The organism is Variovorax sp. J31P179 (assembly GCF_030316985.1).
In the GTDB taxonomy this organism is placed as follows: domain Bacteria; phylum Pseudomonadota; class Gammaproteobacteria; order Burkholderiales; family Burkholderiaceae_C; genus Variovorax; species Variovorax ginsengisoli_B.
In genome coordinates this window covers 92,418-117,028 of the sequence record NZ_JASZYL010000015.1, presented here as the reverse complement: position 1 = coordinate 117,028, position 24,611 = coordinate 92,418, and the positions used below count along the sequence as shown (strand labels likewise).

The 24,611-nt window shown below is 64.7% G+C and carries 22 protein-coding genes and 1 pseudogene; 13 read left to right on the top strand and 10 right to left on the bottom strand.

The annotated features are described in order from the left end of the window. A complete protein-coding gene (locus QTI17_RS29145; RefSeq protein ID WP_286537149.1) occupies window positions 1-957 on the top strand; it encodes a fumarylacetoacetate hydrolase family protein in 957 nt (318 codons plus the stop codon). A 145-nt stretch (window positions 958-1,102) separates the two neighbouring features. On the opposite strand, the gene QTI17_RS29140 is transcribed toward QTI17_RS29145, so the two are convergent. Next, on the bottom strand, window positions 1,103-2,209 hold the full coding sequence (locus QTI17_RS29140; RefSeq protein WP_286537148.1) for a Bug family tripartite tricarboxylate transporter substrate binding protein: 1,107 nt from the start codon (window positions 2,207-2,209) through the stop codon (window positions 1,103-1,105). 165 nt (window positions 2,210-2,374) lie between these two features. On the opposite strand from QTI17_RS29140, the gene QTI17_RS29135 reads away from it, so the two are divergent. The 5 genes from QTI17_RS29135 to QTI17_RS29115 all read left to right on the top strand — a co-directional run bounded on the left by QTI17_RS29135 (window position 2,375) and on the right by QTI17_RS29115 (window position 8,655). Continuing rightward, window positions 2,375-3,415 carry a Bug family tripartite tricarboxylate transporter substrate binding protein gene (locus QTI17_RS29135; RefSeq protein WP_286537147.1) on the top strand — a complete coding sequence of 347 codons (1,041 nt, stop codon included), beginning with the start codon at window positions 2,375-2,377 and terminating at the stop codon, window positions 3,413-3,415. 157 nt (window positions 3,416-3,572) lie between these two features. Continuing rightward, window positions 3,573-5,045, top strand: a complete 1,473-nt coding sequence (locus QTI17_RS29130) for an aldehyde dehydrogenase family protein (RefSeq protein ID WP_286537144.1) — start codon at window positions 3,573-3,575, stop codon at window positions 5,043-5,045. Between the two features lie 69 nt (window positions 5,046-5,114). After that, on the top strand, window positions 5,115-6,089 hold the full coding sequence (locus QTI17_RS29125; protein WP_286537143.1) for a tripartite tricarboxylate transporter substrate binding protein: 975 nt from the start codon (window positions 5,115-5,117) through the stop codon (window positions 6,087-6,089). Between the two features lie 22 nt (window positions 6,090-6,111). Further along, window positions 6,112-7,887 carry a thiamine pyrophosphate-binding protein gene (locus QTI17_RS29120; protein WP_286537142.1) on the top strand — a complete coding sequence of 592 codons (1,776 nt, stop codon included), beginning with the start codon at window positions 6,112-6,114 and terminating at the stop codon, window positions 7,885-7,887. Window positions 7,888-7,893: 6 nt separating this feature from the next. After that, on the top strand, window positions 7,894-8,655 hold the full coding sequence (locus tag QTI17_RS29115; protein WP_286537141.1) for a maleate cis-trans isomerase family protein: 762 nt from the start codon (window positions 7,894-7,896) through the stop codon (window positions 8,653-8,655). 73 nt (window positions 8,656-8,728) lie between these two features. Here QTI17_RS29115 and QTI17_RS29110 read toward each other — a convergent pair whose 3' ends face one another. From QTI17_RS29110 to QTI17_RS29100, 3 genes are all read right to left on the bottom strand, one after another. Beyond that, a complete protein-coding gene (locus QTI17_RS29110) occupies window positions 8,729-9,685 on the bottom strand; it encodes a Bug family tripartite tricarboxylate transporter substrate binding protein (RefSeq protein ID WP_286537139.1) in 957 nt (318 codons plus the stop codon). Window positions 9,686-9,717: 32 nt separating this feature from the next. Continuing rightward, on the bottom strand, window positions 9,718-10,644 hold the full coding sequence (locus QTI17_RS29105; protein ID WP_286537138.1) for an ABC transporter substrate-binding protein: 927 nt from the start codon (window positions 10,642-10,644) through the stop codon (window positions 9,718-9,720). Between the two features lie 223 nt (window positions 10,645-10,867). Continuing rightward, the gene (locus QTI17_RS29100; protein ID WP_286537137.1) at window positions 10,868-11,044 is read right to left on the bottom strand and encodes a citrate/2-methylcitrate synthase; all 177 of its coding nucleotides are present in this window, start codon (window positions 11,042-11,044) and stop codon (window positions 10,868-10,870) included. A 37-nt stretch (window positions 11,045-11,081) separates the two neighbouring features. On the opposite strand from QTI17_RS29100, the gene QTI17_RS29095 reads away from it, so the two are divergent. Next, a protein-coding gene (locus tag QTI17_RS29095) for an IS3 family transposase (protein WP_503011128.1) occupies window positions 11,082-12,214 on the top strand; the annotation gives its coding sequence in 2 pieces (ribosomal slippage) (window positions 11,082-11,334 and window positions 11,334-12,214; 1,134 coding nt in all). A 115-nt stretch (window positions 12,215-12,329) separates the two neighbouring features. On the opposite strand, the gene QTI17_RS35120 is transcribed toward QTI17_RS29095, so the two are convergent. Both QTI17_RS35120 and QTI17_RS35115 read right to left on the bottom strand, forming a co-directional pair. Continuing rightward, a complete protein-coding gene (locus QTI17_RS35120) occupies window positions 12,330-12,860 on the bottom strand; it encodes a citrate/2-methylcitrate synthase (RefSeq protein WP_353506741.1) in 531 nt (176 codons plus the stop codon). Between the two features lie 500 nt (window positions 12,861-13,360). After that, window positions 13,361-13,588: pseudogene (locus QTI17_RS35115) on the bottom strand (helix-turn-helix domain-containing protein); the annotation flags it as partial. Window positions 13,589-13,722: 134 nt separating this feature from the next. Between QTI17_RS35115 and QTI17_RS29085 the strand changes: the two are divergent. Both QTI17_RS29085 and QTI17_RS29080 read left to right on the top strand, forming a co-directional pair. Beyond that, on the top strand, window positions 13,723-14,595 hold the full coding sequence (locus tag QTI17_RS29085; RefSeq protein ID WP_286521381.1) for a polysaccharide deacetylase family protein: 873 nt from the start codon (window positions 13,723-13,725) through the stop codon (window positions 14,593-14,595). A gap of 51 nt (window positions 14,596-14,646) precedes the next feature. Then, window positions 14,647-15,165, top strand: coding sequence for a cupin domain-containing protein (locus QTI17_RS29080; protein ID WP_286521379.1), 519 nt, complete (start codon window positions 14,647-14,649; stop codon window positions 15,163-15,165). A 30-nt stretch (window positions 15,166-15,195) separates the two neighbouring features. Here QTI17_RS29080 and QTI17_RS29075 read toward each other — a convergent pair whose 3' ends face one another. The 3 genes from QTI17_RS29075 to QTI17_RS29065 form a co-directional block, all read right to left on the bottom strand. Next, complete coding sequence (locus QTI17_RS29075; RefSeq protein WP_286521377.1) at window positions 15,196-16,485, bottom strand: citrate synthase; 1,290 nt, start codon at window positions 16,483-16,485, stop codon at window positions 15,196-15,198. Next, window positions 16,482-17,969 (bottom strand): NAD-dependent succinate-semialdehyde dehydrogenase, encoded by a 1,488-nt coding sequence (locus QTI17_RS29070; protein ID WP_286537133.1) that lies wholly within the window; start codon window positions 17,967-17,969, stop codon window positions 16,482-16,484. The genes QTI17_RS29075 and QTI17_RS29070 overlap by 4 nt, the downstream gene beginning before the upstream one ends. A gap of 98 nt (window positions 17,970-18,067) precedes the next feature. After that, the gene (locus tag QTI17_RS29065) at window positions 18,068-19,381 is read right to left on the bottom strand and encodes a citrate/2-methylcitrate synthase (RefSeq protein WP_286521375.1); all 1,314 of its coding nucleotides are present in this window, start codon (window positions 19,379-19,381) and stop codon (window positions 18,068-18,070) included. 97 nt (window positions 19,382-19,478) lie between these two features. Here QTI17_RS29065 and QTI17_RS29060 point away from each other — a divergent pair, with 97 nt between their 5' ends. From QTI17_RS29060 to QTI17_RS29045, 4 genes are read left to right on the top strand one after another with little or no spacing between them, the layout of a single operon-like run. Beyond that, complete coding sequence (locus QTI17_RS29060) at window positions 19,479-20,042, top strand: carboxymuconolactone decarboxylase family protein (RefSeq protein WP_286537131.1); 564 nt, start codon at window positions 19,479-19,481, stop codon at window positions 20,040-20,042. 19 nt (window positions 20,043-20,061) lie between these two features. Then, window positions 20,062-21,186, top strand: a complete 1,125-nt coding sequence (locus tag QTI17_RS29055; protein WP_286521373.1) for a cupin domain-containing protein — start codon at window positions 20,062-20,064, stop codon at window positions 21,184-21,186. Then, window positions 21,183-22,082 carry a 4-hydroxy-tetrahydrodipicolinate synthase gene (gene dapA / locus QTI17_RS29050; RefSeq protein ID WP_286521372.1) on the top strand — a complete coding sequence of 300 codons (900 nt, stop codon included), beginning with the start codon at window positions 21,183-21,185 and terminating at the stop codon, window positions 22,080-22,082. The genes QTI17_RS29055 and dapA overlap by 4 nt, the downstream gene beginning before the upstream one ends. A gap of 20 nt (window positions 22,083-22,102) precedes the next feature. Then, a complete protein-coding gene (locus QTI17_RS29045) occupies window positions 22,103-22,726 on the top strand; it encodes a flavin reductase family protein (protein ID WP_286537129.1) in 624 nt (207 codons plus the stop codon). A 101-nt stretch (window positions 22,727-22,827) separates the two neighbouring features. Here QTI17_RS29045 and QTI17_RS29040 read toward each other — a convergent pair whose 3' ends face one another. After that, window positions 22,828-24,609: a GMC family oxidoreductase gene (locus tag QTI17_RS29040; RefSeq protein WP_286537127.1), complete on the bottom strand. Its 1,782-nt coding sequence runs from the start codon at window positions 24,607-24,609 to the stop codon at window positions 22,828-22,830. Between the last annotated feature and the right edge of the window lie 2 nt (window positions 24,610-24,611).

Here is a 24,611-nt window from a genome sequence, read left to right as displayed (position 1 = left end):
TTGAAGTACCAGCTCTTCAGCTATGGGACACGCAGCATGTCGCGTGGTGGCATTCTGATCGACACCAACTGGCTGGACCTCTCGGTTGCAGCAAGCTGTATCGGGCGGGATGAACTGGCGGCGCTCTCTTCCGTTGACGCCCTGCTTCAGCGATGGGAGGCGGCGCAGCACGAACTGCGGCAGCTGGCACTCGCGGTGGCTGCCGATGAATCGGCCTTCTCCGAGGCGAAGCTCGATCCAACCCAACTCGCGTTGCTCGCGCCGCTGGTACGCCCCGGCGCCATCTATGCGGCCGGCGCGAACTATCGCGACCACGTCGAGGCGATGAGCCGGGCCCTCAACATGTCACTGGTGCTCGATCCCAAGAGCGAGGGCATCGCACCGTGGCATTTCCTGAAGGCAGGCGTTGCCAATCTCTCGGGTCATCGGGGCGACGTTCCATTCCCTGCTCGAACGCAGCGCTTGGACTGGGAAGCGGAGTTGGCGGTGGTCATCGGGCGGCAGGCCTTCAGCGTCGCGGTCGACTCTGCACTCGCCCACGTGGCTGGCTACATGTGCGCGAACGATTTGTCGGCGCGAGACAACTTTCTGCGAGACAAGGCGGATCCGAGTTCCCCCTTCAGATACGACTGGATCGGGCACAAGTGCTTCAACGGATCCTGTCCACTCGGGCCCGTTTTCACTCCTGCCGAATTCGTGGGTTCGCCCGAAGACCTTGACATCAGACTGTGGGTCAATGGCGTCCTGCGCCAAGACTCGAACACCCGCAACCATCTGTACAGTGTCGCGGAACAGATCGCGCACTTGAGCGAACGAACTGACTTGTATCCCGGTGATGTGATTCTCACGGGAACGCCCGCGGGTGTCGGCATGGAAACTGGCACCTTCTTGAAGCGTGGCGACGTGACGAAGGTGTGGATCCAGGGTCTCGGTGAACTCGAGACCCGGATCGTCTGATTCCGTGATCGCCTCCGGCTAGATTGCCCCCCGGTGTCGGCACCCACAGCAATTGTGAACATCCAGAGCTACCACTTCTGAAGGGAGACGGTAGTGTTGGTGATGCTGAGGATCATGCACGAAAGTCCGCTGATGACCGACTGCGTCACTGCGGCTCCATTCCCGTGGTCCTCGCAACCAGCGACCAAGCTGCATTCTCTCTACGAATAACGTCTGCATATGCCGGACCGGGCGTGAAGGCCGGGAAGATGGCCAGTTCCCTCAAGCGAGCGATGACGTCTGGATCTGACATGACCTTGCCGAGTGCCCCGATCATCGCTGCCAGCGCTTCCGTGGACATGTTCTTGGGACCCATCATGCCAAAGCTGCCCATTCCCTCTGTACCGGGCACAGTTTCGTTTGCCAGCTTGTAGCCTTCCAATCCGGGTAGAGGACTCGATGAAAAGACCGCCACTGGTGTTACCTTGCCGGCCTTGACGAGAGGCAAGAGCGCCGCGATGCCGTCGATGTAGTAAGAAGCATCCCCACTCATTAGTGCTATCGGACCGGAAGATGGCGAGAAGCCCACCACGGAAAACCCCCCCTGGCTGCGCCGGGCAAAGTTCTCGGCCATCATGTGGCCAGTCGACCCTGGCCCGACGTGACCCAGAACAACACTGCCCGGTCGCTCCTTGGAGTAGCGGATGATCTCGGGAAGCGTCTTTGCTGGCACTCCGGGAGAAGCCGCCAGCATGAAGCTGGTTTCGGCCAGTCCGGCAATCGGCGTGAAGTCGCGCAGCACGTCATAGCGGACCGACTTGACCATCAGCGGCGTGATGACGGACACGCCCGTGAACATGAACATCACCGTGTGGTCGTCGCGCGGCGCCATTTCCATTGCCTGAACGCCGACGATGCCTCCGGCGCCAGGGCGATTCTCGATGACCACCGGCTTGCCCAACTGCTGCGTGAGCTTGTCGGCGACCAGTCGCGCCATCGCATCGGGTACCGAGCCCGCGCCTACAGGCAGGATCATCTTCACTGGTTGGCGCGGCCAGTTCTCGGCGAAAGCGCAGGGCGTGAAGACACTCATTCCTAGCACGCTGCTAAGCAGGCGGATCAGGCAGGAACGACGAGTGGATGGGGTCATGGTAGTGAGAAGCAGAAGTGGATCGTCGGCAAGTGGCTCACGGTGAGCCCTGATGCGGTGCGTGAATTTATGCAGCACCCTTGGTCCGGTCCAGCTTGATTGCCGCTCAATACAGGAAAGCATGGGTTTGACGCTCCAGACAGCTTCGGGGGGGACGTTGATTTGCTTATCAAGATTGACCGAGTCGCGTCGTGCAAACGACAGTCGATGGCGGCTGACACAGTCTGGCCGTCGTCCGGACGTCGTGCATCTCCGGGCGCCCGAAGCAGACAGACAAGGAGACATTGAGTGCCCGATCGTTTTAGTCCTGAACAGCAAGCTGCCGTTGGCAATCGCGTCTTGTGCGTGCACCACAGGCGTCGGCGAGTCATCGCTCTCGCGCTGGCGAGCGTAACCGTGGCGTGGTTGGGTGTCTTGGCGCCAGCCCACGCGCAGGAGTTTCCAAGTCAGCCGATCAAGCTGGTCGTTCCGCTGACACCTGGCGGAAGCAACGATGTGCTCGCCCGTACGCTGGCAGAGAAGCTGAGCGGGCTATGGCATCAGAGTGTGATCGTGGAAAACCGCCCAGGCGCCAGCGGTAACATCGGCGCTGACGCCGTCGCGAGAGCCCCCGCAGGCGGCCACACACTGCTGGTGGCGCCAAACAACGTGTTCGTGGTGAATCACTCGTTGTCGCCGCGGCTGGAGGCTGCCAAGGATCTGGCGCCGGTCACGCTGTTGGGCACGGTCCCCTTCGTGTTGGTCGCGGGCAGCAGCGCCAAGGTGGGCTCGGTCAAGGAACTGATCGAACTCTCGAAGTCGCGGCCGGCAGGCCTGTCGTATGCATCTTCCGGCATCGGGAGTCCTCATCATCTGGCGGCGGAGATGTTCCGGTCGATGACCGGTGCCCGCATGACGCATGTGCCTTACAAGGGCGGGGCGCCAGCGATCGTCGATCTTCTTGGCGGGCAGGTCGACGTGCAGTTTGGCGCGATCAACCAACTGCTGCCGCACATTCGCGATGGCAAGCTCAAAGCGCTGGCCATCGTGGGCAACGAGAGGGTTCCGCTGGTGCCGGATGTGCCCACGCTCGCCGAGGCCGGCGTACCAGGTTGGCAGGGCGAGGTATGGGTGGGTCTGGCCGCGCCGCCTCGCACGCCGCCGGCGATCATCGAGCGTCTCAACCGCGACGTGCGCAGGGTTTTGGCGCAGCCCGAGGTTCAAGCACGAATGGCCGATCAGGGCATCGTCTTGAAGGGCGGCACCATCGCGCAAATGGCGCAGACCATCGAGGACGACACGAAGCGCTGGGCCGAGGTCATCAAGGAGGCGAACATCAAGGCGGAGTAGCCAGCTTGGAGAAGCCATTCAACTGAAGTTTCCCGCGTCGCATCGTACGGGCAATGCTCTAGTGGATCGCTTAATCAAGATTGACCAACTCTGCGCCCTGATTGAAAGTGCAGCCCTGCCGTGCGGATTCCCTCGCGCGGCGTAGCTGAAGGTCACCATGCGAGCGAACGAAATTCCTGCCGGCGTGCTGCCGGCGCACAATGCGCTGTTCTACGGCGGCGCCTGGCACGAGCCGCTGGAAGGCGGCTATGCCGACACCCTCAATCCGGCTTGCAACGAGCCGCTGTCGCAGGCGCCTGTCGCGACAGCCGCCGATGTGGATGCGGCGGTGCGCGCTGCCCAGGCTGCCTTCCCCGCCTGGTCGTCCATGCCTCCCGTTGAGCGTGGTAGGCTCTTGAGGCAGGCAGCAGCGGTGCTGCGCGAGCATGCCTACTCCCTGGCGCAATTGGACGCGCTGAACAACGGCAATCCAGTGGCGATGTTGGCGCATGACGCGAACTTTGCGGCGGATGGCATCGAGTACTTCGCCGGACTGGCCACTGAGATCAAGGGAGAAACCATTCCCATGGGGCCCGGTCACCTGAACTACACGGTGCGCGAACCGCTGGGTGTAGTAGCACGCATCGTGGCCTACAACCACCCCTTGATGTTCGCGGCCATGCGGATTGCCGCACCATTGGCCGCGGGCAATACGGTGGTGGTCAAGGCACCAGACCAAGCGCCCTTGTCCATCATCCGGCTGGGCGAACTCATCGGCGGATTGTTCCCGCCCGGCGTGGTGAATTTCCTGTGCGGCATGCGTGAATGCGGTGAGGCGCTGGCCCGCCACCCGCTGGTGCGCAAGGTGACGCTGATCGGAGGCGTGCCCACCGGCCGCGCGGTGATGAAAACCGCGGCCGACGGACTTAAACCCGTGCTGTTGGAACTGGGCGGCAAAAACGCTCTGGTCGCCTACCCGGACGCGGACCTTGAGAAGCTGGTCAACGGGATCGTCGGGGGCATGAACTTCTCCTGGTCTGGACAGAGCTGTGGATCGACCAGCCGCGTCTTCCTGCACGAGGACATTCACGACGAGGTGGTGAGGCGCGTTGCCGAACTGGTGCCGCAGCGCCACAAGCCGGGCGTGCCGTTGGACCCTGCCACGACGATGGGGTCGCTCGTGAGCGCGGCCCAACTCGACAAGGTGAAGGGCTTTGTGCGCTCGGCGCTGGATGAAGGTGCACGCCTGGTGGTCGGGGGCAAGCAGCCTGACGATCCCGAACTGCGCAACGGCTTCTTCTTCGAGGCCACCGTCTTCGCGGACATGAAACCCGGCATGCGGCTGGCTCGCGAGGAAGTTTTCGGACCGATCCTGTCCGTTTTTCGCTGGCGCGACGAAGAGCAGTTGTGGCACGACGTCAACGACGTGGAGTTCGGCCTCACCGGCTCGATCTGGACGCGCAGCCTGGAGACGGCGCACCGTGCGGTGCAGCGTATCCACACAGGATATGTATGGATCAACAACACCAGCCAGCACTTCGTAGGCGCACCTTTCGGCGGCGTCAAGAACTCGGGCATCGGCCGCGAGGAGTGCTTCGAGGAATTGCTGGAGTTCACCTACACAAAGAATGTCAACCTGAAGCTGGGCTGAAGGGGACCCCCTGCTAGCCCACCGACTCTGCGGCTGCCTACCCGCAATACACGAACGCGAGACAACATCATGAAATTTCACACCCGCCTGCTAGGCGCCCTCACTCTCGCCGCGCTTGCTGCCGGCACCGCCGTCGCGGAGGCTCCCTTCCCGAGCAAACCGATCACTATCGTTGCAGCATTCCCGCCCGGGGGCGGCGCGGATGTCATCGCCCGTCTGATCGCACCCAAGCTGTCTCAGCGCCTCGGCCAGACTGTGATAGTAGACAACAGGGCCGGGGCGTCCGGCAACATAGCAACCGAGTACGTCGCTCGTGCGAAGCCTGACGGCTACACGCTCCTGATGAACAACAATACGCTGACGATCAATACAGCGCTGGGAATGCGCCAATCTTTCAACACCCAGAAAGACCTGAAGTTCATCGCCGCCATGGCGTCTACCCCGATCGCGATCGCGGTGCATCCCTCGCTTCCCGTGAAGACGGTGGATGAACTCGTCGCCTACGCGCGCCAGCAAGGTGGCAAGCTCACGTTTTCGTCCTGCGGCAACGGTACCGCACAGCACTTCACCGGAGCGCGTTTCTCGCAGGTGGCCAAAGTGGACATGATCCACGTTCCTTACAAGGGCTGCTCGCCGGCGATCATCGACGGCATTGGTGGGCAGGTGCCAGTGCTGTTCAACACAGTGCCCAACCTGGACCCGCAAGTGCAGGCGGGCAAGCTTCGCTACATCGCGGTCGCCGCGCAACAGCGCCTGCCCTTCAAGCCCGACCTCCCGACGGTGGCCGAGTCCAAAGGCTTCCCGGGCTTCGATGCCGAGGTGTGGTTCGGCCTCATCGGGCCGGCCGCGATGCCGGCGGAAGTTGCCAAACGGCTCGAGGCCGACGTGCTGGCCGTGATGCAAGACAAGGAACTGCAAAAGGCGTTCGCCGACCGGCTGGTTTCCACCCGCATTCTGAACAGTGCGCAGTTCGAAAAGCAGATCGCTCAGGACTTGGCGACATGGAAGCGGCTGTCCGAGGAACTCAAGGTCAAGCTCGACTGAAGCAAGGGGAGGTAGTTCCATCATGAATCGTTCCGACACATCGGCGCTTTCGGCCGTAGAAACCAACTTGCGCAGCTGGGGCAGCGACCACTTGGCCAACCTGCTGCGTCACATCGGCCTGGAATATGTCGCGCTCAACCCGGGGGCCAGCTACCGGGGCCTGCACGACAGCCTGGTCAACCACCTCGGAGACCAGAAGCCCCAGATGCTGACCGTGTTGCACGAAGAACACGCGGTGGCGATCGCCCACGGGTACGCCAAGGTCACCGGCAAGCCGATGGGGGCCATCCTGCATGCCAATGTGGGGTTGATGCACGGGTCCATGGCCATCTTCGATGCCTTCTGCGACCGCGTACCGGTGCTGGTCTTCGGGGCCACCGGGCCGGTGGACACGGCCAAGCGCCGTCCCTGGATCGATTGGTTGCACACGTCGAAAGACCAGGGAGCACTGGTTCGCAGCTTCGTCAAGTGGGATGCTGAGCCCTCTTCGCTGGAAGGTGCCACCGAGGCGGTGGTGCGAGCGCGTCGCATCGCGACTACGGTGCCCTGCGGACCGACCTATGTGTGCTTCGACAGCGCATTGCAGGAGGCCTCCGCGGCCGAACTGCCTGCCATGCCTGACTTGCGGCGCTACGAGCCTCCGGAGCCGCCAGCCGTCAGTGGCCCAAGCGTGCAGCGGCTGGCCCAGCGTCTCGCCGAGGCGCGCCGCCCGGTGATCCTCATGGGCCGAGTCAACCGCGACCCCGAGGCGTGGCAGCGCCGGGTGGCGCTGGCCGAGCGCTTGGGCGCCACAGTGCTTACCGATTTCAAGCTGGGCGCGGCCTTTCCATCGCGACACCCGCTGCACGGGCCGGCACCTGGCTACTTCCTCACCGAGCCGGCGCTGGCGTTGCTGCGCGAGGCAGACGTGGTGCTCAGCCTGGACTGGCTCGACCTGGCCGGTGCGCTGAAGGCGGCCTTCGGTACGCATCCAGTGGCACCGCATGTGGTGCAGGTGTCCCTCGATCACGTGCTGCACAACGGCTTCGGTGGTGAACACCAGGGCATGCCCTGCGCCGACACCTTCCTCGCCGCCGACCCCGACACCCTCGTGGCGCAGCTCCTGCCGCATCTGCCTGCCACAGCGCCGCCAGCGACACGCCCACCGGCCGCCGCCACGACGGCGATCAACGATCGCTACGAGGGCGACATGCCGCTGGCCACGTTTGCCCAGCTGGTGAGCGCGGCGCTGGACGCGGCACAGCCGGCGAGCCTGATACGCACCAACCTCGGCTGGCCGGGCGATGCCAAGGCTTTCGAGCACCCGCTGGACTATCTGGGGTATGACGGCGGCGGCGGTGTCGGCTCGGGCCCGGGCATGTGCGTGGGCGCCGCCCTGGCCTTGCGCGACAGCGGCCGCTTGGCCGTGGGTGTGCTGGGTGACGGCGACTTCCTGATGGGTGTCACCGCGCTATGGACGGCGGTGCGTTACCGCATTCCCTTGCTCGTCGTGGTGGCCAATAACCGTTCGTTCTTCAATGACGAGGTGCACCAGGAGAAAGTGGCGCAAGTGCGCGCACGGCCGGTGGAGAACAAGTGGGTGGGCCAGCGCATCGAAGGCCCCGATGTCGACATCGCCGGCATGGCGCGGGCACAAGGCGCGACGGCATGGGGTGGCCTGCAGACGGTGGCCGAAGTGCAGTCTGCGCTACGCGACGGGTTGCAGGCGGTGCGCGACGGCAAGGTGGCGGTCATCGACGTGCGCATTACGCGCGAGTACGCCAAGGCCATGGCCTCCGGCCTGACCCGGGGCGACTGAGCGCCCATGACGATGGCCGATCAGGAAGCGGCCGTCGCCGGGGGGCCCACGCTCGACTACGGCTCGCGCGGGACCATCGGGTTGCTGTTGCCTTCAGGCAATCAGGCGGCCGAGGTGCAATTGCGCGCCATGCTGCCGGCGGATGTGGGCCTGCGCACCACGCGGCTGAAGCTGACGGACAGTACTGAAGCCTCGCTGCTCGCCATGGCCGACAGGCTCGAAGAGGATGCGCGGCTCGTTGCCGATGCGCGCGTCGCGCTGGTGCTTTTCCATTGCACCGCGGTCTCGACCTACAGCGCCGAATTGGAGGGGGCGCTGCAGCGACGCATTGTCCAGGCCACCGGACTGCAGGCCGCCACCACCTCGCAGGCGCTGCTCGAGAGCCTGAAGGCGCTGGGTACACGTCGTTTGGCACTGCTGTCTCCCTACGGCGAGTCGGTCAGTGCTCGCGAGGCGGACTTTTTCCGGGCGCACGGCTTTGCCGTCGAATGCTGCGAGGGTCTGGGCTGTCAAACCGCCGACGAGATGATGGCGGTGAGCCCCTCGCAATGGTTCGAATTCGTTTCGCGGCGCATGCCGCAGCAGGCCGAGGTTGGCGTTCTGAGCTGCACCACGGTGCGCACGGCTGAGGTAGTCGACGCGTTGGAGCGCCGCATGGGCCGCCCCGTGGTGACCAGCAACACTGCCGCGGCCTGGTATGCCATGCGCCGGCTCGGCGTGCCGGATCAAGTGGCCGGCTTCGGCCAATTGCTTCAGTTGCCGGGCTGATGCTCGGCGTGAGGCCGCCATGGCCCTCACGCGGGCCGGCGCGGGTCGAGTTCGTCACCACGCGAGCGCGCAGTCAATCGAGCTTCAAGCCCAATTCCTTGATGAGTGGCACAAGGCGCGCGCTGTCGGCGCGCATGCGTTGCACCAAACCTTCCGGCGTGGAGGCGATGGGCTCGAAGCCGAGCGGCTCGATCAACTTGCGCACGTCAGGCCGCATTAGCACCGCTTTGGCGTCGGACTGGATCCGTTCGACGATCGCAGGCGGCGTGCGTGCCGGCGCCATGAGCCCGAGCCAAACGCGCGCCTCGTAGTCCTTGAGGCCCAGTTCGTTCAGTGTCGGCACCTCCGGCAGGGCTGCGGCGCGCTCCAGGCCCGTGGTGGCCAAGGCATGCAACCTTCCCGAGCGGATGTGCTGCAGGTTGGCCGCGATGCCGTCGAAGCTGACCTGGATCTCGCCGCCCAGCAGCGCCTTGGCCACGTCGGGCCCACCCTTGTACGGCACGTGGTTCAGACGCACGCCGGCGGCGCGGTTGAACATCTCGCCGGCGAGCTGAGTACCGATGGTGCCCGAGCCGAAGTTGATCCGCTCAGGTGCGGCCTTGGCCTGCTCGATCAGCTGAGCAACGGTGCGTGCAGAGGTGGTGTCGTTGGCCACCAGCACCAGCGGCTGGATCGCAAGCAGTGAGATCGGCGCGAAGTCGCGCACCGGGTCGTAGGGCAGGCGCGAGAACAGCGCCGGATTCATGGTCAGCGTGGAGTCGATGGGCAGGAACAGCGTGTGGCCGTCGGGCGCCGCGCGCACGGCTTCCATCGCAGCGATGACCGTGGCGCCACCGGGTTTGTTGTCCACCACCACCGCCTGACCCCACCGATCGGCCAGCCCCTTTGCCAGTGCGCGGCCCAGCACGTCGGCGGGGCCACCAGGGGGGAAGGGCACGATCAGCCGCACCGTCTTGGACGGGAAAGCCGATTGCGCGCCGGCGACGGCGGCGCCCAGGGTAAGAAGTGCTGCCGCGCTCGCGCGAATCATGCGCCGGCGCGTGGCGGAAGAAGGAAACACGCTCATACGAGGGTGCACATCGGCAGCCCTTCGGCGGCCTGTGCCCTTGCCAGCAGTTCGAGGCTGACGTAACGGGTGACGTCGTCGTCGTCGGGGATGGCCAGCGCCGCCTCGCGATCCCGTCGCATCATCTCCACGTCGGTAGCGATGGAGCGCCGGTCCAGGTGCAGGTCCACCGGCACGGCACCGCTCACGTGGTCTTCCCACGCGCGCTGCAGGTAGCGCCTGTCCATCAGCTGGTGGCCGGCGGCAACCTCGATGGAGGACGGCGCGTCCTCGGTCATCAGCGCGGAGCCGCGCAGGGTCGCGCGCAGGAAGCCCAACATCTCCTCGGGATGGCGATCGGCCCAGGACTGGCGGGCGTTGAGCGAGGTGAACTGGAAGTAGGGAATCCAGTCGGCCACCAGTCCGAGGTTGCGCAGGCCAGCGTCCTCGGCCATGTAGTTGTGCGGATCGGTCTGCATCGCGGCGTCGATCTCCCGGCGCATGAGCATGTCGTGTCGCGGTGGGACGACGACGCCACCGACCACGCGGTAGTCACCCGGCTGCAAGCCGTGGCGGGCAAGCAGGTCGATGAACAGCGAGGAGGTGCCGGCATTCAGGGCCGAGACTCCGATGGTCTTGCCGCGCAGGTCCTCGATGCGCTCAATCTCGGGCTGCACGATCAGCGAATGGGTGAGCCGATTGACGTTGCCGCCGAACATCCGCAGGTCTGCACCGGCAGCCGCGTCATGGATGACGTGCTCGGGCGAGCCCACGCCGATCTGGATCTCACCGGATTTCAGCGCCTTCGTCACTTCGACGATGCCGCCCATGTCGACAATCTCCACGTCCAACCCGAACTCCCCGTACCAGCCGCGCGCCAGCGCCAGCCAGTAGGGTACGTAGAAGAAGGCAGGAACGACGATGCCCACGCGCAGCTTCGTCATGGTGCCTCCCGCTCGGCACCGGGGTCGGTTGCTGACGATGCACTTGGCGCCGTGGATGGGAGATGGAAGAGGGACATGGCGGAATGAGTTGGGGTGTACGGATAGACGCGGCCAAGCGTAGACAGCGCTCTCGACATTGACAAGATTGATTAAGTAATCGCGACGTCCCAGGCCGCGCACACCGTCGCGCTTCGCGACGGGGCCCTTCCGGCCGGAGGCCCGGTCAGGTCGCGTCCAGAACCGCGCCGACGAACTTGGCACGGGGGCGCAGCAGCATTCCGGTCTGACGCTGTTCTTGGACGTGGGCCACCCAGCCTGCGGTGCGCGCGAGCGCGAAGAGCGCACCAAGAGCCGGCCGCGCAAATCTGAACACGCCGCAAAGTGGATAGGCTGCTCCCATGGGCGAGGACAGAGCCCGGATGACAGGAGCAGACGACATGAGCAAAAGACCCCGCCGCAATCACTCAGCGGCATTCAAGGCCAAGGTGGCGATCGATGCGCTGGCCGACGGCAAGACGATCGCCGAGGTGGCGCTCAAGCACGACGTTCACCCCAATCAGGTGACAGAGTGGCGACGCCAGTTGATCGAGCGCGCCGCGGGCGTCTTCGGGGGCGCGACGGCGCCAGAGACGCCGCCGGTGGACTTGAAGGTGCTGCACGCCAAGATCGGGCAACTGACACTGGAGAATGATTTTTTGGAAGGCGCGCTCAGCAAGGCCGGTTTGCTGAGCGCAAAGCGATGATCGAGCGCGAACACGAACTGCCGATCAAGCGCCAGGCCGAGCTGCTGGGCATCAGCCGAGGCACGGTGTACTACCACCCCGAGCCGATTTCCGAGAGCGAGCTGGCGTTGATGCGCCGCATCGACGAGTTGCATCTTGAGCACCCGTTCGCCGGCAGCCGCATGCTGCGCGATCTGCTGCGCCTGCGGGGCATCGATGTGGGACGGCGGCACGTGGGCACGCTGATGTGGCGCATGGGCATCCAGGCGCTGTACCGCAAGCCCAACACGAGCAAGAAGCACCCATCGCATCCGGTGTTCCCGTACCTGCTGCGGGAACTGGCCATTGAGCGGGCCAACCAGGTCTGGGCCCTGGACATCACCTACGTCCCGATGGCTCGCGGCTGGGTGTACCTGGTGGCGGTGCTGGACTGGGCGAGCCGCCGGGTTCTGGCCCATCGCGTGTCGATCACGATGGAGGTGGACTTCTGCGTCGAGGCATTGCAAGAGGCCACCGCTCGCTGGGGAGCGCCAGAGATCGTCAACACCGATCAAGGTAGCCAGTTCAGCAGCTGCGATTTTGTCGCCGAGGTGAAGCGCATAGGCGCGCGCCAGAGCATGGACGGCAAGGGCTGTTGGCGGGACAACGTCTTCGTCGAGCGGCTGTGGAAGAGCGTGAAATACGAAGACGTGTACCTGAAGGCCTACGACAGTGTCAGTGCCGCACGGTTGAACCTGGCCGCTTACTTCGATTTCTACAACGCGCGGCGGCCCCATCAATCGCACGACGGGTGCACGCCAGACATGGTCTACTTCGCCACGCTACCCGCAATGAAGGAGGCTGCCTGATGGGTTGAACCATGAGTACATGGCTCAACCGGGGCGCCTCCGGCGGCCTGGCAGGGGCCTGAAGATTGAAAGAATCAAACCGCAGCCAATCCACTTAACTCAGGTCGATGCGTGTTCAGACGACCGGAGCCGGCTCTCCAGGCACCTGCCGTGCCAGGCCCAACTCGCGCGACAATGCCACCATGCCCAGTTCGTGGCGTGGGTGCGTGTCGAAGCGGGAAGCCATCTCGTCGACGAACTTCAGCAGCGCTCGTGAGGCGGAGGAGAGCGTCGGCCGACGCTGCAGCAAGGCCAGCAGGTATCGCCCGCGCGGATCGCCGCGCGGGTAGACGGGGTGCACGAAGCCCGGTACCACAGTGCCGCGACGTTGGCAGTCGGCGGCGCGCGCCAGCAGCACCGAAAGGTCGGGCGCGCCATCGAGAAATTCGTCCACACGGAGAAAGTGGCGACCAATGTCCTCTCCGCCGATGGCACACAGCCCCGAGGCCAGGCAGCTATGAAGTGCACTGCCGCCGGAGGCGCAGACCCGCGCACACAAGGTGCCGGGTGAGAGCTCATGGTCGGCCAGCAAGATGAGCATGGCCTCCAGCGCTTCGGCGTTCTCGTTCGAGGCTGACAGGCCCAGCGCTTGCAGCAGGCCCTCCACCACGCTCTGCCCTGCAGCGGTACGAAGCCTTGCGCCGGCCCGGCATAACCCATGCAGCCGGCCAGAGTCCGGATGACCGCGCGAGCAGCGTCGAAGCTGTTCGGTTCCTCGGGGCACTCCTCGTGGAACGCCGAGGTTCTGCTTTCGGAACCGGTGCTCACGCCCATCTGCAGAGTCACCAGCGAAAAGATCTCGTGCAACTGATCGGCTGCGCCGGCAGTGGCCAGTGCGCGGGTCAGGCGCATCAGCGGCGCTGCGGGCGCAGGCCCGGCCCAGGTCACCGGGTGGTCGTCGAGCAGGCCGCTCCACAGCAGCTCGGCCACCGATTCGAAACCTGAGCGACGCCGCGCCAGGTCGGCTGCGAGATGACCGCGGTAGCGCGGACCGAGCGGCGTGATTTCGGTGATGGTGGTAGGAACGATGGGTTCGCCCCAGTTCATTGCCGAGGCGGCCAGGGCGCCGTGGCCGGTGCGCGCCAGCGAGCGCAGCACCATGCGCTCGACGTCGGCACGCAGGTACAGGTGGTCCTTGCGATCGGCCTGGCGCATGCTGGCGATCAGGCCGCGGCTGACGTAGGCGTATAGCGTCTGCTGCCGGATGCCCAGCAGCTTCATTGCCTCCTTGGAATCGACATAGTCGCCGCGCCCAGCCTCCTGTTCGATCGTGCCCTCTGCAGTAGCTGTCGCGCCAGCTGCCGTTGGCACCCGGGCGTGTAGCAATGCATCCATCTCACTCGCTCCTGTGGTCCATGCCAGCATCTTGGGCCAGAGCTCGCGATCGTGCAAAGGCTTTTCGTAGGTTCGATGGAATTCACGGATTGAGTGCAAATCAAGATTGCTGGCTGTGCTGGCCGCCGATTTAATTGGCCGCTTACTCCCACCCAATGAGAGCCATGACGCAAAAGATTTTCTGGCCCGGCGGTGCCCGCCTGGTCATCTCGGTGTCGATGCAGATGGAAGCCGGCGCGCAGCCCGCGCTGGCGCCCTACAGTCCCTTTGCCGAGATGGATCCGCAGACCTCCAATCCGGCCGTTCAGAAGTGGTTCGAATACGGTCTGAAGGAGGGCATTCCTCGCCTGCTGGATATGTGGGACCGTAGAAAGATCAAGGTTACCTCGCACATGGTCGGCAAGGCGGTGGCGCGAAGTCCGGCGCTGGCCAAGGAGATTGTCCAGCGTGGCCACGAGGCGGCGGCGCACGGGTACGAGTGGTCACCGCACTGGCGCCTGACGCCCGAGGAAGAGCGCGCCTCGTACCAGGCCAACATCGACGCGATCGTCCAGGCCACCGGTACGCGGCCGATCGGCTTCAACGCCTTCGCCTTGCGCAACAGCGCCAACACCCTGGGCATCCTGCAGGAGATGGGCTTCCTGTACTACATCGACGACATCAGCCGAGACGAGCCATTCTCGGTAACGCTGAACGGCCGGCCTTTCATGGTGGTGCCCTACTCGCGGCGCAACAACGACATTGAGCGCTTTCACCATCACTCGTTGTCGATGCGTGACTACGTCTCGGATCTGAAGGACGAGTTCGACGTGCTGTACCGCGAGGGTGAGCATCGGCGCCGCCAGATGTCGTTCAGCACCCACGATCGCATTGCCGGGCAGCCAGGCATCAGCAAGGCGATTGAAGATTTCATCGTCTATGCACAGTCGCACCCCGGCGTCGCCTTCATGCGCAAGGACGAGATCGCCCGTTGGGCCGCCGAGCAGGATGACACACCTCGCGAATGAGGCTGGACTGGTTGCAGCGACCCGCGTTCCACGTTCTCACCATCGACAATCATGAATTCGACACCCTCCGCCGGATTTGCCCCCGTTGCCAACAGCGAAGCCGAGTGGCGCAAGGAGATGCAGAGGCTTGCGCAGTCGCGCGTGCCCAGCTTCTTTCATCTGCGCGCGCGCCTTCCCAAGCAGGGACGCACGAACCAAGTGTTGGGCGCTTCCAGTTGCATGAATGTCGTGCTCAAGACCTATGCAAGCGGCGGCGAGAACGAGCTGCACGCGCACGCCAATGAAGATCATCTGTTCGTGATCATGCAGGGCCGCGCCGTGTTCTACGGCCCGCGCGACGAGACGCGGGAGGTAGCGCGCAATGACTGCGTCCTCATCCCGGCGGGAGCGTTTTACTGGTTTCACGCCAGCGGAGACGAGCCATTGGTCTTGCTGCGTGTCGGCGCGACGCTTGATGCCGCCAAGGACGTGATGGCCCGCGTCGACGCCCACGGGCGGCCCTTCGATGGCTACTCCGAGAAGAACAAGGAACTGCCGCTGGTGCTCGATGAGCGCCGCGTCTTTGAGTGAGTGGTTCGTCGTGCACGGCGGTGGCGTGGTCTAGCACGTTGGAGCAGCCGGCGACTGAGGGACGTAGCGTGCGCGCGGACGCACCAGGAAGCCCGCCTGGCGCTGTTCACGCACATGCGCCACCCATCCTGCGCACCGGCCCAGCGCCATGATGGTCGCCGGCGCGCGCGGCGGCTGCTCCAGCGCGATACCAAGCGCTGCGAGGCCGACGCTCAGGCTGGGCTGGGCGCCCAGCGATTCATGTGCCGCCTTGACTGCGTCGCAGGCGCGACGTACGGCGGGCCGCCGTTCGGCCAGAGACTCGGCCAGATCAAGCAGGGCGCGTCCGCGCGGGTCGCCCTTGGGATACAGCGGATGGTCGTAGCCCGGCAGCGGCTCCTTGCGGCGTGCGCGCCCGACGAGGTCGTCCACATAGTCCCCCACCGAGCCGGCCTCACGCAGTAGGCGCTCGGCCAGATCGCAGCCGTAGCCCGTGAACAGACCCTCGAAGGCACCCAGTGCGGAGGTCATGCAGGAGTACAGATCCGCGCCAGCCGAAGCGGCGATGCGTGCGGCGAAGGTCGACGGCGCCAGCTCGTGATCGGCACAAAGTACCAGCGCGGCGTCTAACGCGCGCACGGCGTCGACTTGGGTGGACACCCCGAGAGCCCGCGCCAGGCCGTGCGCGATCGGCTCGTCGGGGTGCAGAGGGCAGTAGCGCGGTTGCGGTCGCAGCAGGCCGAGGGCCGCCGTGGCCGCTTGCAGAATGGAACGGGCGGTGGCCAGGTCGTCGCGCTCCTCGGCCGCGGGCTCCACGTTCGCGCAGGCGGCCCAACCTTCGATGGCCAGCGCCAGCAGACGGCGCGAGGTGGTGTGGCGCGCTGCCGAACGCAGTGTTGCGACGAAAGCGGCATGACCAGGACCGGCGGTAGCGAGAGGCCAGGGCGTGCCCGCGGAGTCTGGCCGCTGCTGCCACAGCAGCTCGGCGCAGGCCTCGAAGGGCAGGCCATGTTCCACCATGGTGAGGGCCAGCCGGCCCCGGTAGCGCGGGCCTTCACGGGTGATCTCGGTGATGGACGAGTCGAGCACGGCGTCGCCACCCACGCGCAGTGCGCGCTGGGCAGCCTGGCCTGGCATGTTGTGCGCCCGGCCCCGCAGTTGCAGCGCTTCGATGTCCTCTCGATAGTAGAGGCTGAGCCTGCGCCGCTGCGGATTGACTGCGCGAATCAGCCCCCGGCTCACATAGGCATACAGGGTCTGCGGCTTGACACCCAGCACCGCCAGCGCCTGGCGTGCGTCCAACAGGTCGGATCGCACAGGCGCAGGCTGCTCGGGGTTCATGTCGGGACGCCGCCAAGGCAAACGTACTTGAGTTCCGTGTAGTCGTCCAACCCGTAGTGCGAGCCTTCCCGGCCGAGGCCCGACTGCTTGATGCCGCCGAAGGGCGCGACTTCAGTCGAGATGGCGGGCGTGTTGACGCCCACCATGCCGTACTCCAGCCGCTCGACGAAGCGGGTCAGACGACCGATGTCCGAGCCGTATACGTATGAGGCCAGACCGAAGATGGTTTCGTTCGCCAATCGCAGGGCCTCATCGTCGCCGACGAACGGAGTGACCGCCGCCACGGGGCCAAAGATCTCTTCCTTGAAGAGGCTCATGTGCTCATCCACGTCCACGACCAGCGTGGGCTGGTAGAAGTTGCCTCCCAGCTCGTGTGGCGCGCCGCCTTGCATCACGCGGGCTCCGCCTCGCATTGCGCTACCCACTAGCTCGCCAACCTTGTCGACTGCAGCGCGATCAATCAGCGGGCCGATGACAGTGCCGTCCTCGTGTCCGTCGCCCACTTGCAGCGTGCGCATGGCCGCGCCGAGTTTGGCGACAAAAGGCTCGAGCACCGCCCGGTCGACCAAGATCCGGTTGGTGCACACGCAGGTCTGTCCAGCATTGCGGAACTTGGAGGCGATGGCGCCCTTGGCAGCATCGTCCAGATTCGCATCGGCCAGTACGATGAAAGGTGCGTTGCCTCCCAACTCCATCGAGGTTTTCTTCACCGTGTCGGCGCACTGGCGCAGCAATTCACGGCCGACCTCGGTGGAGCCCGTGAAGGTCAGCTTGCGCACCTTGGGATTGCCGGTGAGCTCGGGTCCGAGCTCACGCGAGCTGCCGGTCACCACGTTGAAGACGCCGGCGGGCAGGCCCGCCCGCTGGCCCAGCTCGGCCAGCGCCAGTGCGGTGAGCGGTGTCTGCGACGCCGGCTTGAGCACCATGGTGCAACCGGCTGCCAGCGCGGCCCCTGCCTTGCGCGTGATCATGGCGGCGGGGAAGTTCCATGGCGTGATGGCTGCGCACACGCCGATGGGTTCGCGCAGCACGGTGATGCGCTGGTCAGCGGCTGGAGCCGGGATGACATCGCCGTACAAGCGCTTGGCTTCCTCGCCAAACCACTCGATGAACGAGGCCGCATAGCGGATCTCGGTGCGTGCCTCGGTCAGAGGTTTGCCTTGCTCGCTGGTGAGGATCCATGCCAGATCGTCGGCATGCACTTCCATCAGGTCGTACCACGCGCGCAAGAGCCTCGCCCGGTCCTTGGCGGGTCTTGCGCGCCAGGCGGGAAGAGCGGCTTCGGCGGCGTCGATGGCCTGGGTGGCGGCGGCGCGCGGCAGGTCGGGCACTCGGGCAATGACACGCCCTGTGGCTGGGTCGTCGACGTCGATCATTCGTGCCGCATCGGCCACCCATTCTCCGCCGATCAAACAGGCGGTGCGAAGAAGGGAGCGGTCCTTCAGGTGGTCGAGAGGGCCGGGCAGGGCGTTGGCGGTTTGCATGTCAGCTTTCTTCTGGATGGCAAGCGGCCTGCGATCCGGCCGACACGACATGCTAGCGGGGGCTGTCACATTGATCTAGATTGATAAAGTAATCGATATCAAGCATTGCTTCCGTTGGTGCGAGGGCCCACATAGCGAGCCCGAGGCCGTACCATGAAACCGGCCTGTCGCTGCTCGATGACGTGCGCCACCCATCCGGCCACGCGCGACAGCGCCCAAAGGGCCGAAGCCGCGCGCTCCGGCAGGCGCAGTGCCATCGCCAGTGCGACCAGGCCCACCTCCAGGCTCGGCTGGAGATCGAAACGCTCCTCGACGCTCTCGACAAGGCGCACGATGGGTTCAGCCGAGGGCCCGGTGGCCGCCGCCAATGCCAGCAGCCGGCGAGCGCGTGGGTCTCCCTTGGGGTAGGCCCTGAGGTTGTAGCCGGGGATACGTCCACCGTTGCGCTCGATGTTCGACATCAACGCGTACATCTCGTCGGGATCCCGAGCGCTGCGCAGCAGGGCTTCGCTGCGGTCGCAGCCGCCCGCCAGAAAGGTGCCCGAATGCGTGGCGAGAGCAGCCTGCACGCAGGCACGCAGCTCGCAACCACAGGAGGCTGCTACCCGGCCCGCCAGGGTGGACGACGACAGCTCGTGGTCGGCGCACAGGATGAAGGCCGTGTTGACTGCGCGCAGTTGCTCGGGCTTGGCTGGCGCACCCAATGCGGACAGGAAGACCTCGGCCATCGGGCTACCTTCGGGCGCTGTGGTGGCGAAGCGGTGCGGCGGCCCCATCAGCCCCAGGGCGCCGGTGAAGGCCAGCATCAGCGATCGCGTGTCGGGGATGGTGGAGCCGCGCTCGAAGTCAGGCCGTTGCTGGCCGTCTACCGCCAGCAGTCCCGTGGCGACCGACATGATGCGCAGGCAGTTCAGCCCCGGCGCGTCGCGCAGCGCCGTGCTCAAGCGGCGTACGAAGTTCTGCGGCAAGGTCGGAGGATCCCAGTGGCTGAGCTGCGGCATGTCGATGCCGCTCCAGAGCAGCTCTGCCACCGACTCGAAACTGCGGCCGCTGTCTGCCAACATGTGGGCGGGCCGACCGCGGTATACCGGCCCGTCCTCCGTCAGATCGGTGATCGCGGTGTGGAACACGGGCTGGCCCCAACTCAGCACCGCCTCCACCGTGTCCGGCATGCCGGCGCGCCCGCCCATGCGCTGCCCGGCGCGCTCTACGTCCTCGCGGTAGTACAGGCGGGCGCGACTGCCAGGCTGCAAGATGGACCGGATGAGTCCGCGGCTCACGTACGAGTACAGCGAGGCGGTCTTGATCCCGAGGGCTTGTGTGGCTTGTTCGGCGGTGACGTAGTTCTGCGCCGTTCCATGCTTTGGTGGCAGGGGAACCCGCTTGACTTGGTTCTTCTTCGAGGTGGTCATTAGCTTGACTACTTAATCCAGATTGATCAATCTTATGAGCCTCCCTATGCTTCGGCAAGCGCGCGGCGAACCGTCGGCCGGCGGCACAAGGAGTGACATGGACATGGATTGGATTCCCCGGCTCGAGCGCGACGCGATGGCGCCCATGCTGACGGAGTATTTGGAACCCCGCATCAAGCGGCTGGGCTACCTGGGTGAATGGTTTCGCTGCGCAGGGCATGCACCGGAGGTGCTGCTGGCCTTCCTGAAATTCACCGACGCGCTGAAGGACGCGCTGCCGCTCAAGGTGTCCGAGGCGATCGTGCTGACCGAGGCCACGTTGCTGAACAACGGCTACGAGAAGAATCAGCATGAGCGGCTGTCGGTGCGAAGCGGCTTCGGCCGTGACTGGGTGGCCGACGTGGAGCGCCTGTCGCCTGACTCGGCGACGCTGATGACGCCGGGCGAATGCGCGGCGCAGCGCTACGTGCTGGCTGCGCTGGCCGGTGACCTGCCGCGCACGCGCCTGGCTTTCGACGCGTTGTCGGCCCATTTCAGCCCGGGCGAGGCCATCGCCATTCTCATGCTCGTGGGCCGCTATTGGACCCATGCGCTGGGCGTGAATACCCTGGACTTGGCGCCGCCGGTGCCGTCCATTTTCGAAGACGGCTTCACCGCATGAGGCCAAGGAGCTCCTGAGAATGAACAACCTGAGAAAAGACTTCAGTCACGCGGAAGGCGTGTTTATCGATCGCACCGGCTTGCACGCCGAGGACCGAAACAACTACTGGGCGCCCATCGTCATCACAAAAGAGCAGATCGAGGCCGAAGTCGAGCGCCTGGCCTCGTTGCCACGACCGGCCAATGGCCGACGCGAGTCGCTGATCGTGCATCCCAGTGCACCGGCCAACGCCCCCGGGCTGGCGCCCGGCATCGAGGTCAAGCTGCAGGTGCTGAAACCCGGCGAGCGAACCGTGGCATTCCGCCACAACGCCACGGAGGTCAACTTCTGCATTCGTGGCAGTGGCCGCACGGAAGTGGCTGGCCGGTCGGTCGCGTTCCGACAGTATGACGTGTGGAACCACCCGTCTTTCTCGAGCTACGTGCACATCAACGACGGCGACGACCTGCAGGTGCGCTTCACGTACTCAAACGCGCCCTTGCTGAAGAACATGCAGATCTACCTGCCCGAAGACAACCCAGGGCCGGCTTCGGTGTATGGCGAGAGTGCGGAGGCCCAGGCGGATCCGCGCCGCAAAAGCCCATTCGGGATGATTCCGCTGGGCGACGAGGGTGGCATGCTCATGCCCTACGAGACGCTGATCAACCCGACCGCGGTGGAGTCCAAGTCCTTGCACTTTCCCTGGGTCGATGTCAAGGCCGAACTGGACAAGCTCTACGCCTTGGGCAAGGACTACATCGGACGGCGTCTCTACATGATGTACAACCCGATGACTGGGCGCTTCAATGGCATTACGCCCAACTTCTTCGCGACGATGACGATCAGGCCGCCCAAGATCGTCGATCGGCCGCACCGCCATGTCTCAGCTGCCATCAACTACTACTTCCACGGGACCGGCTTTTCCAACGTGGCCGGCAATCGCTATGAGTGGAAGGCTGGCGACCTGATGCTGTCGGCACCGGGCTGGGCGGTGCACAACCACGCTTCGCACGACGTCGACCAGGTCTACGAGTTGACCGTGCAGGATCAGCCGTTGAACATTTACATGGAGTCGCTGCTGTGGCAGGAGGACATGCATCACCCGGCCGCACTGCTCGGTTCGCAGGCCGGTTTCACCACCAATCGCGACAAGGCCGCCGCATGATGACGCTCAAACCCGACTTCCTGGTCGGTTCCATTCCACCCATCGTCACACCGTTCAAGAATGGCGAGGTCGACTACGACAAATATGCAAGCCTGCTGGAGTTCCAGATCGCCAACGGAACCCACGGAATCCTGGTAAACGGCACGACCTCCGAGCCGTCCACGCTGACGGTCGATGAGCGCAACCAGCTGGTGGAGCTGGCAGTCGAGACAGTCAAGGGTCGGGTGCCGGTCGTGGCTGCAACCGGCTCGCAGTCGCACGCCGAAACGGTCGCACTGACCGAGTTTGCGACCAAGGCTGGCGCCGACGCGTTGTTGATCGTCACGCCCTATTACATTCGCCCGCCGCAGCGCGGGTTGGTGGAGTACTACGCCGACTTGGGCAAGCGCACCGACTTGCCGATGATGATCTACCACATCCCTGGCCGAGCAGCGGTCAACGTGGAACTGTCCACGCTCCAGCAGATCTGCGAGCGCGTGCCCACGCTGGTGGGCATGAAGCATGCGGTCAATGACCTCGGCTTCGTGACCCAGATGCTCGCAGCCATGGGGCCGCAGTTCCGCGTGTTCGTTGGACTGGAGGAGTTCTCTTTTCCGATGATGGCGGTGGGTGCCTGTGGTCTCATGAACGCGGTGGCGAACATTGCGCCTCGCAAGGTTGCCGACCTGGCGAACGCTACAGCCGCCGGCAACTTGGAACTGGCCCGCCGGCTGCACTACGAGCTGTTCGAACTCAACCAGGCGGTTTTCTACGACACCAACCCGATCCCGATGAAGTACATGATGAAGCGGTTGGGACTGCTCTCGACCAATGAGCACCGGCTTCCAATGCTGAGCGCCTCGCCCGAACTCGAGAAGCGACTTGACGGCGTGCTGCAGAAGGCCGGGCTGATCTGACAGACCAGCGAAAGGCGCCGATGTACATTGAGACCTCAGACCCCACGTACAAGACCAGTCTGTTCAATGCGATCGTGGCCCCGCGCCCGATTGGCTGGATCAGCACCTTGGATGAGACCGGCGCTCCCAATCTTGCGCCGTTCTCCTACTTCAACGGCATGTCAGCCACGCCGCCGATGGTGATGTTCGCGTGCAACCAGCCGGCTGACCGCGATGAGAAGGATACGCTGAACAACGTGCGACGAACCGGCGAGTTTGTCGCAAACCTCGCCACCTACGCATTGCGCGAGGAAATGAACGGCAGCTCAGTGACCGTGCCGCATGGGGTCGATGAGTTCGAACTGGTGGGATTGGCGAAGGGCGCTTCGCGCTGTGTCAAAGCGCCTCGCGTGGCTGCGTCGCCTGTGGCAATGGAGTGCCGGCTGCTTCGCGTGGTCGATTTCGAGCCCGAGGCCGCCGGCGATCGCCGAAGCAGCGTGGTGTTCGGCCGAGTTCTCGCGCTGCACATCGACGACGCGTATCTCGACGAGGCGGGGCGCTTCGACATGCTCAAGGCGCGTCCCCTGGCTCGGCTGGGTGGCTTTACCTACCTTGCCGTGGGCGATGTGTTCGAGATGGGACGACCCAAGGTCGCGGCGGGCTAGATCCCTCTCGAAGCACCCGGTGTGCGGCCGTTCCTGATGAGCGGTTCGCGCAGCGGATGGAGAGATCCCTTCGATCAAGCTCGCGGGAAGTTGCTTCGGAGTCAGATCAGTGCCGCAGGCCGTGCAATATAGCGCTCGCGTATGGCCTTGGCCGACCAGTATGTCAGGGCCGCAACCAGACCGGTCGGGTTGTAGCCCAAACCTTGCGGGAAGGCCGATGCACCAGGCACGAACACGTTGTGTACGTCCCAGCTCTGCAGGTAACGGTTGACCGCGCTGGTGCGCGGATCGGTTCCCATGATCGCACCGCCGTTGAGGTGGGTGGTCTGGTAGCTCGTCGTGTCGAAATGCTCACCAAAGTTCTTGACGGTGACGTGCAGCGACTTCGGGCCCATCGTTTCAGCGATGCCGCGCATCTTCTCGGCCATGAAGCGCGTCATGCGGATGTCGTTGTCCTTCCAGTCGAAGGTCATGCGCAGCAGAGGCATGCCCCACGCATCCTTGTAGGTCGGATCCAGGCTCAGGTAGTTGTCGCGGTAGCTCATGTGCGCGCCGTGCGCGTCCATTGACATTGTGTGCGTGTAGTAGTCAGCGACGGCCTGTTTCCAAGCGCTGCCCCACGCAGGCGACCCGTCGGGCAACGAGATACCGCTGATCGGTTTCACGCCCGCCTGGTTCACCCACATCGGCGAGCCACCGACGAAGCCGAGCGGGCCGTGGTCGAAGTTGTCGGCATTGAAGTCATCGATCGCGACGCCGTTGCCACCTGCGCCGATGAAGGGATTGGCATGAACGTCCTTGTCGAAGAAGGCTTTGATCGTCGCCATGTTCTGGTAGGCGAAATTGCGCCCCACGGTGCCTTTGCCGGTCACCGGATCGTAGGGCGTACCGATGCCCGACAGCAGCATCAGCCGCACGTTGTGGAATTGAAACGCGGCGATGATGACTATGTCCGCTGGCTGCTCGACCTCGCGCCCCTGCGCATCGCGGTAGGTCACGCCGGTTGCCGTGCGTCGGTCGGGCGAAAGATTCACCTTCAGCACGTGCGCATGCGTGCGCAACTCGAAGTTCGGTGCTTGGCGAAGCGCGGGCAGAACGTTGACGTTGGGTGAGGCCTTCGAGTAGTTGTAGCAGACATAGCCGCTGCAAAAGCCGCAGAAGTTGCACGGCCCCATCTGGCAGCCGTAGGGGTTGGTGTACGGTCCAGATGCGTTTGCCGACGGCAGATCGTAGGGGTGATAGCCGAGCTTGGCTGCGGCGTCGCCGAAGCGCTGCGCGGAGACCGTGCGCTTCTGCGCGGGCAACGGGAAGTCGTGCGAGCGGTCGGCTGCGAACGGGTTGCCGCCCCTGCCTTCACCCACCGGCTTCGCGGCCACGGTCCATGCTGTGCCCGACGTGCCGAACACTTTCTCGGCAAAGTCGAAGTGCGGTTCCAACTCTTCGTAGCTGACGCCGAAGTCCTGGATCGTCATGCCCTCGGGGATGAACTTCCTGCCGTAGCGTTCCTCGTAGTGGCTGCGCAGGCGCAGCTCGATTGGATCGACGCGCAAGTGAACACCCGACCAGTGCAGCCCTGCACCGCCGACACCGGTACCAGGAAGGAAGGCACCCAACTGCCGATAGGGAAGCGCCGTGTCGTTCAGGCCGTGACGGATTGTCACGGTCTCGCGCGACACGTCCTGGAACAGCTTGCGGCGGATGTTGTAGGTGAGTTCGTCCAGCACCCTGGGGTAGATGCCATCGGTGGCGGTGTCCTGCATAGGGCCGCGCTCGAGCGCGACCACCTTCAACCCGGCCTCGGTCAACTCCTTGGCCATGATCGCGCCGGTCCAGCCGAAGCCGACGATCACCGCGTCAGCCTTCTTCATCGTGTTGCCCGCCATGC

What these genes read in the sequence shown, in the direction of transcription:
- QTI17_RS29140 (WP_286537148.1), bottom strand. Translation starts at nt 2,209, where the DNA reads ATGCTTTCCTGTATTGAGCGGCAATCAAGCTGGACCGGACCAAGGGTG.
- QTI17_RS29130 (WP_286537144.1), top strand. Translation starts at nt 3,573, where the DNA reads ATGCGAGCGAACGAAATTCCTGCCGGCGTGCTGCCGGCGCACAATGCG.
- QTI17_RS29125 (WP_286537143.1), top strand. Translation starts at nt 5,115, where the DNA reads ATGAAATTTCACACCCGCCTGCTAGGCGCCCTCACTCTCGCCGCGCTT.
- QTI17_RS29120 (WP_286537142.1), top strand. Translation starts at nt 6,112, where the DNA reads ATGAATCGTTCCGACACATCGGCGCTTTCGGCCGTAGAAACCAACTTG.
- QTI17_RS29115 (WP_286537141.1), top strand. Translation starts at nt 7,894, where the DNA reads ATGACGATGGCCGATCAGGAAGCGGCCGTCGCCGGGGGGCCCACGCTC.
- QTI17_RS29110 (WP_286537139.1), bottom strand. Translation starts at nt 9,685, where the DNA reads ATGATTCGCGCGAGCGCGGCAGCACTTCTTACCCTGGGCGCCGCCGTC.
- QTI17_RS29105 (WP_286537138.1), bottom strand. Translation starts at nt 10,644, where the DNA reads ATGACGAAGCTGCGCGTGGGCATCGTCGTTCCTGCCTTCTTCTACGTA.
- QTI17_RS29100 (WP_286537137.1), bottom strand. Translation starts at nt 11,044, where the DNA reads ATGGGAGCAGCCTATCCACTTTGCGGCGTGTTCAGATTTGCGCGGCCG.
- QTI17_RS29080 (WP_286521379.1), top strand. Translation starts at nt 14,647, where the DNA reads ATGAATTCGACACCCTCCGCCGGATTTGCCCCCGTTGCCAACAGCGAA.
- QTI17_RS29075 (WP_286521377.1), bottom strand. Translation starts at nt 16,485, where the DNA reads ATGAACCCCGAGCAGCCTGCGCCTGTGCGATCCGACCTGTTGGACGCA.
- QTI17_RS29070 (WP_286537133.1), bottom strand. Translation starts at nt 17,969, where the DNA reads ATGCAAACCGCCAACGCCCTGCCCGGCCCTCTCGACCACCTGAAGGAC.
- QTI17_RS29065 (WP_286521375.1), bottom strand. Translation starts at nt 19,381, where the DNA reads ATGACCACCTCGAAGAAGAACCAAGTCAAGCGGGTTCCCCTGCCACCA.
- QTI17_RS29060 (WP_286537131.1), top strand. Translation starts at nt 19,479, where the DNA reads ATGGACATGGATTGGATTCCCCGGCTCGAGCGCGACGCGATGGCGCCC.
- QTI17_RS29055 (WP_286521373.1), top strand. Translation starts at nt 20,062, where the DNA reads ATGAACAACCTGAGAAAAGACTTCAGTCACGCGGAAGGCGTGTTTATC.
- dapA (WP_286521372.1), top strand. Translation starts at nt 21,183, where the DNA reads ATGATGACGCTCAAACCCGACTTCCTGGTCGGTTCCATTCCACCCATC.
- QTI17_RS29045 (WP_286537129.1), top strand. Translation starts at nt 22,103, where the DNA reads ATGTACATTGAGACCTCAGACCCCACGTACAAGACCAGTCTGTTCAAT.
- QTI17_RS29040 (WP_286537127.1), bottom strand. Translation starts at nt 24,609, where the DNA reads ATGGCGGGCAACACGATGAAGAAGGCTGACGCGGTGATCGTCGGCTTC.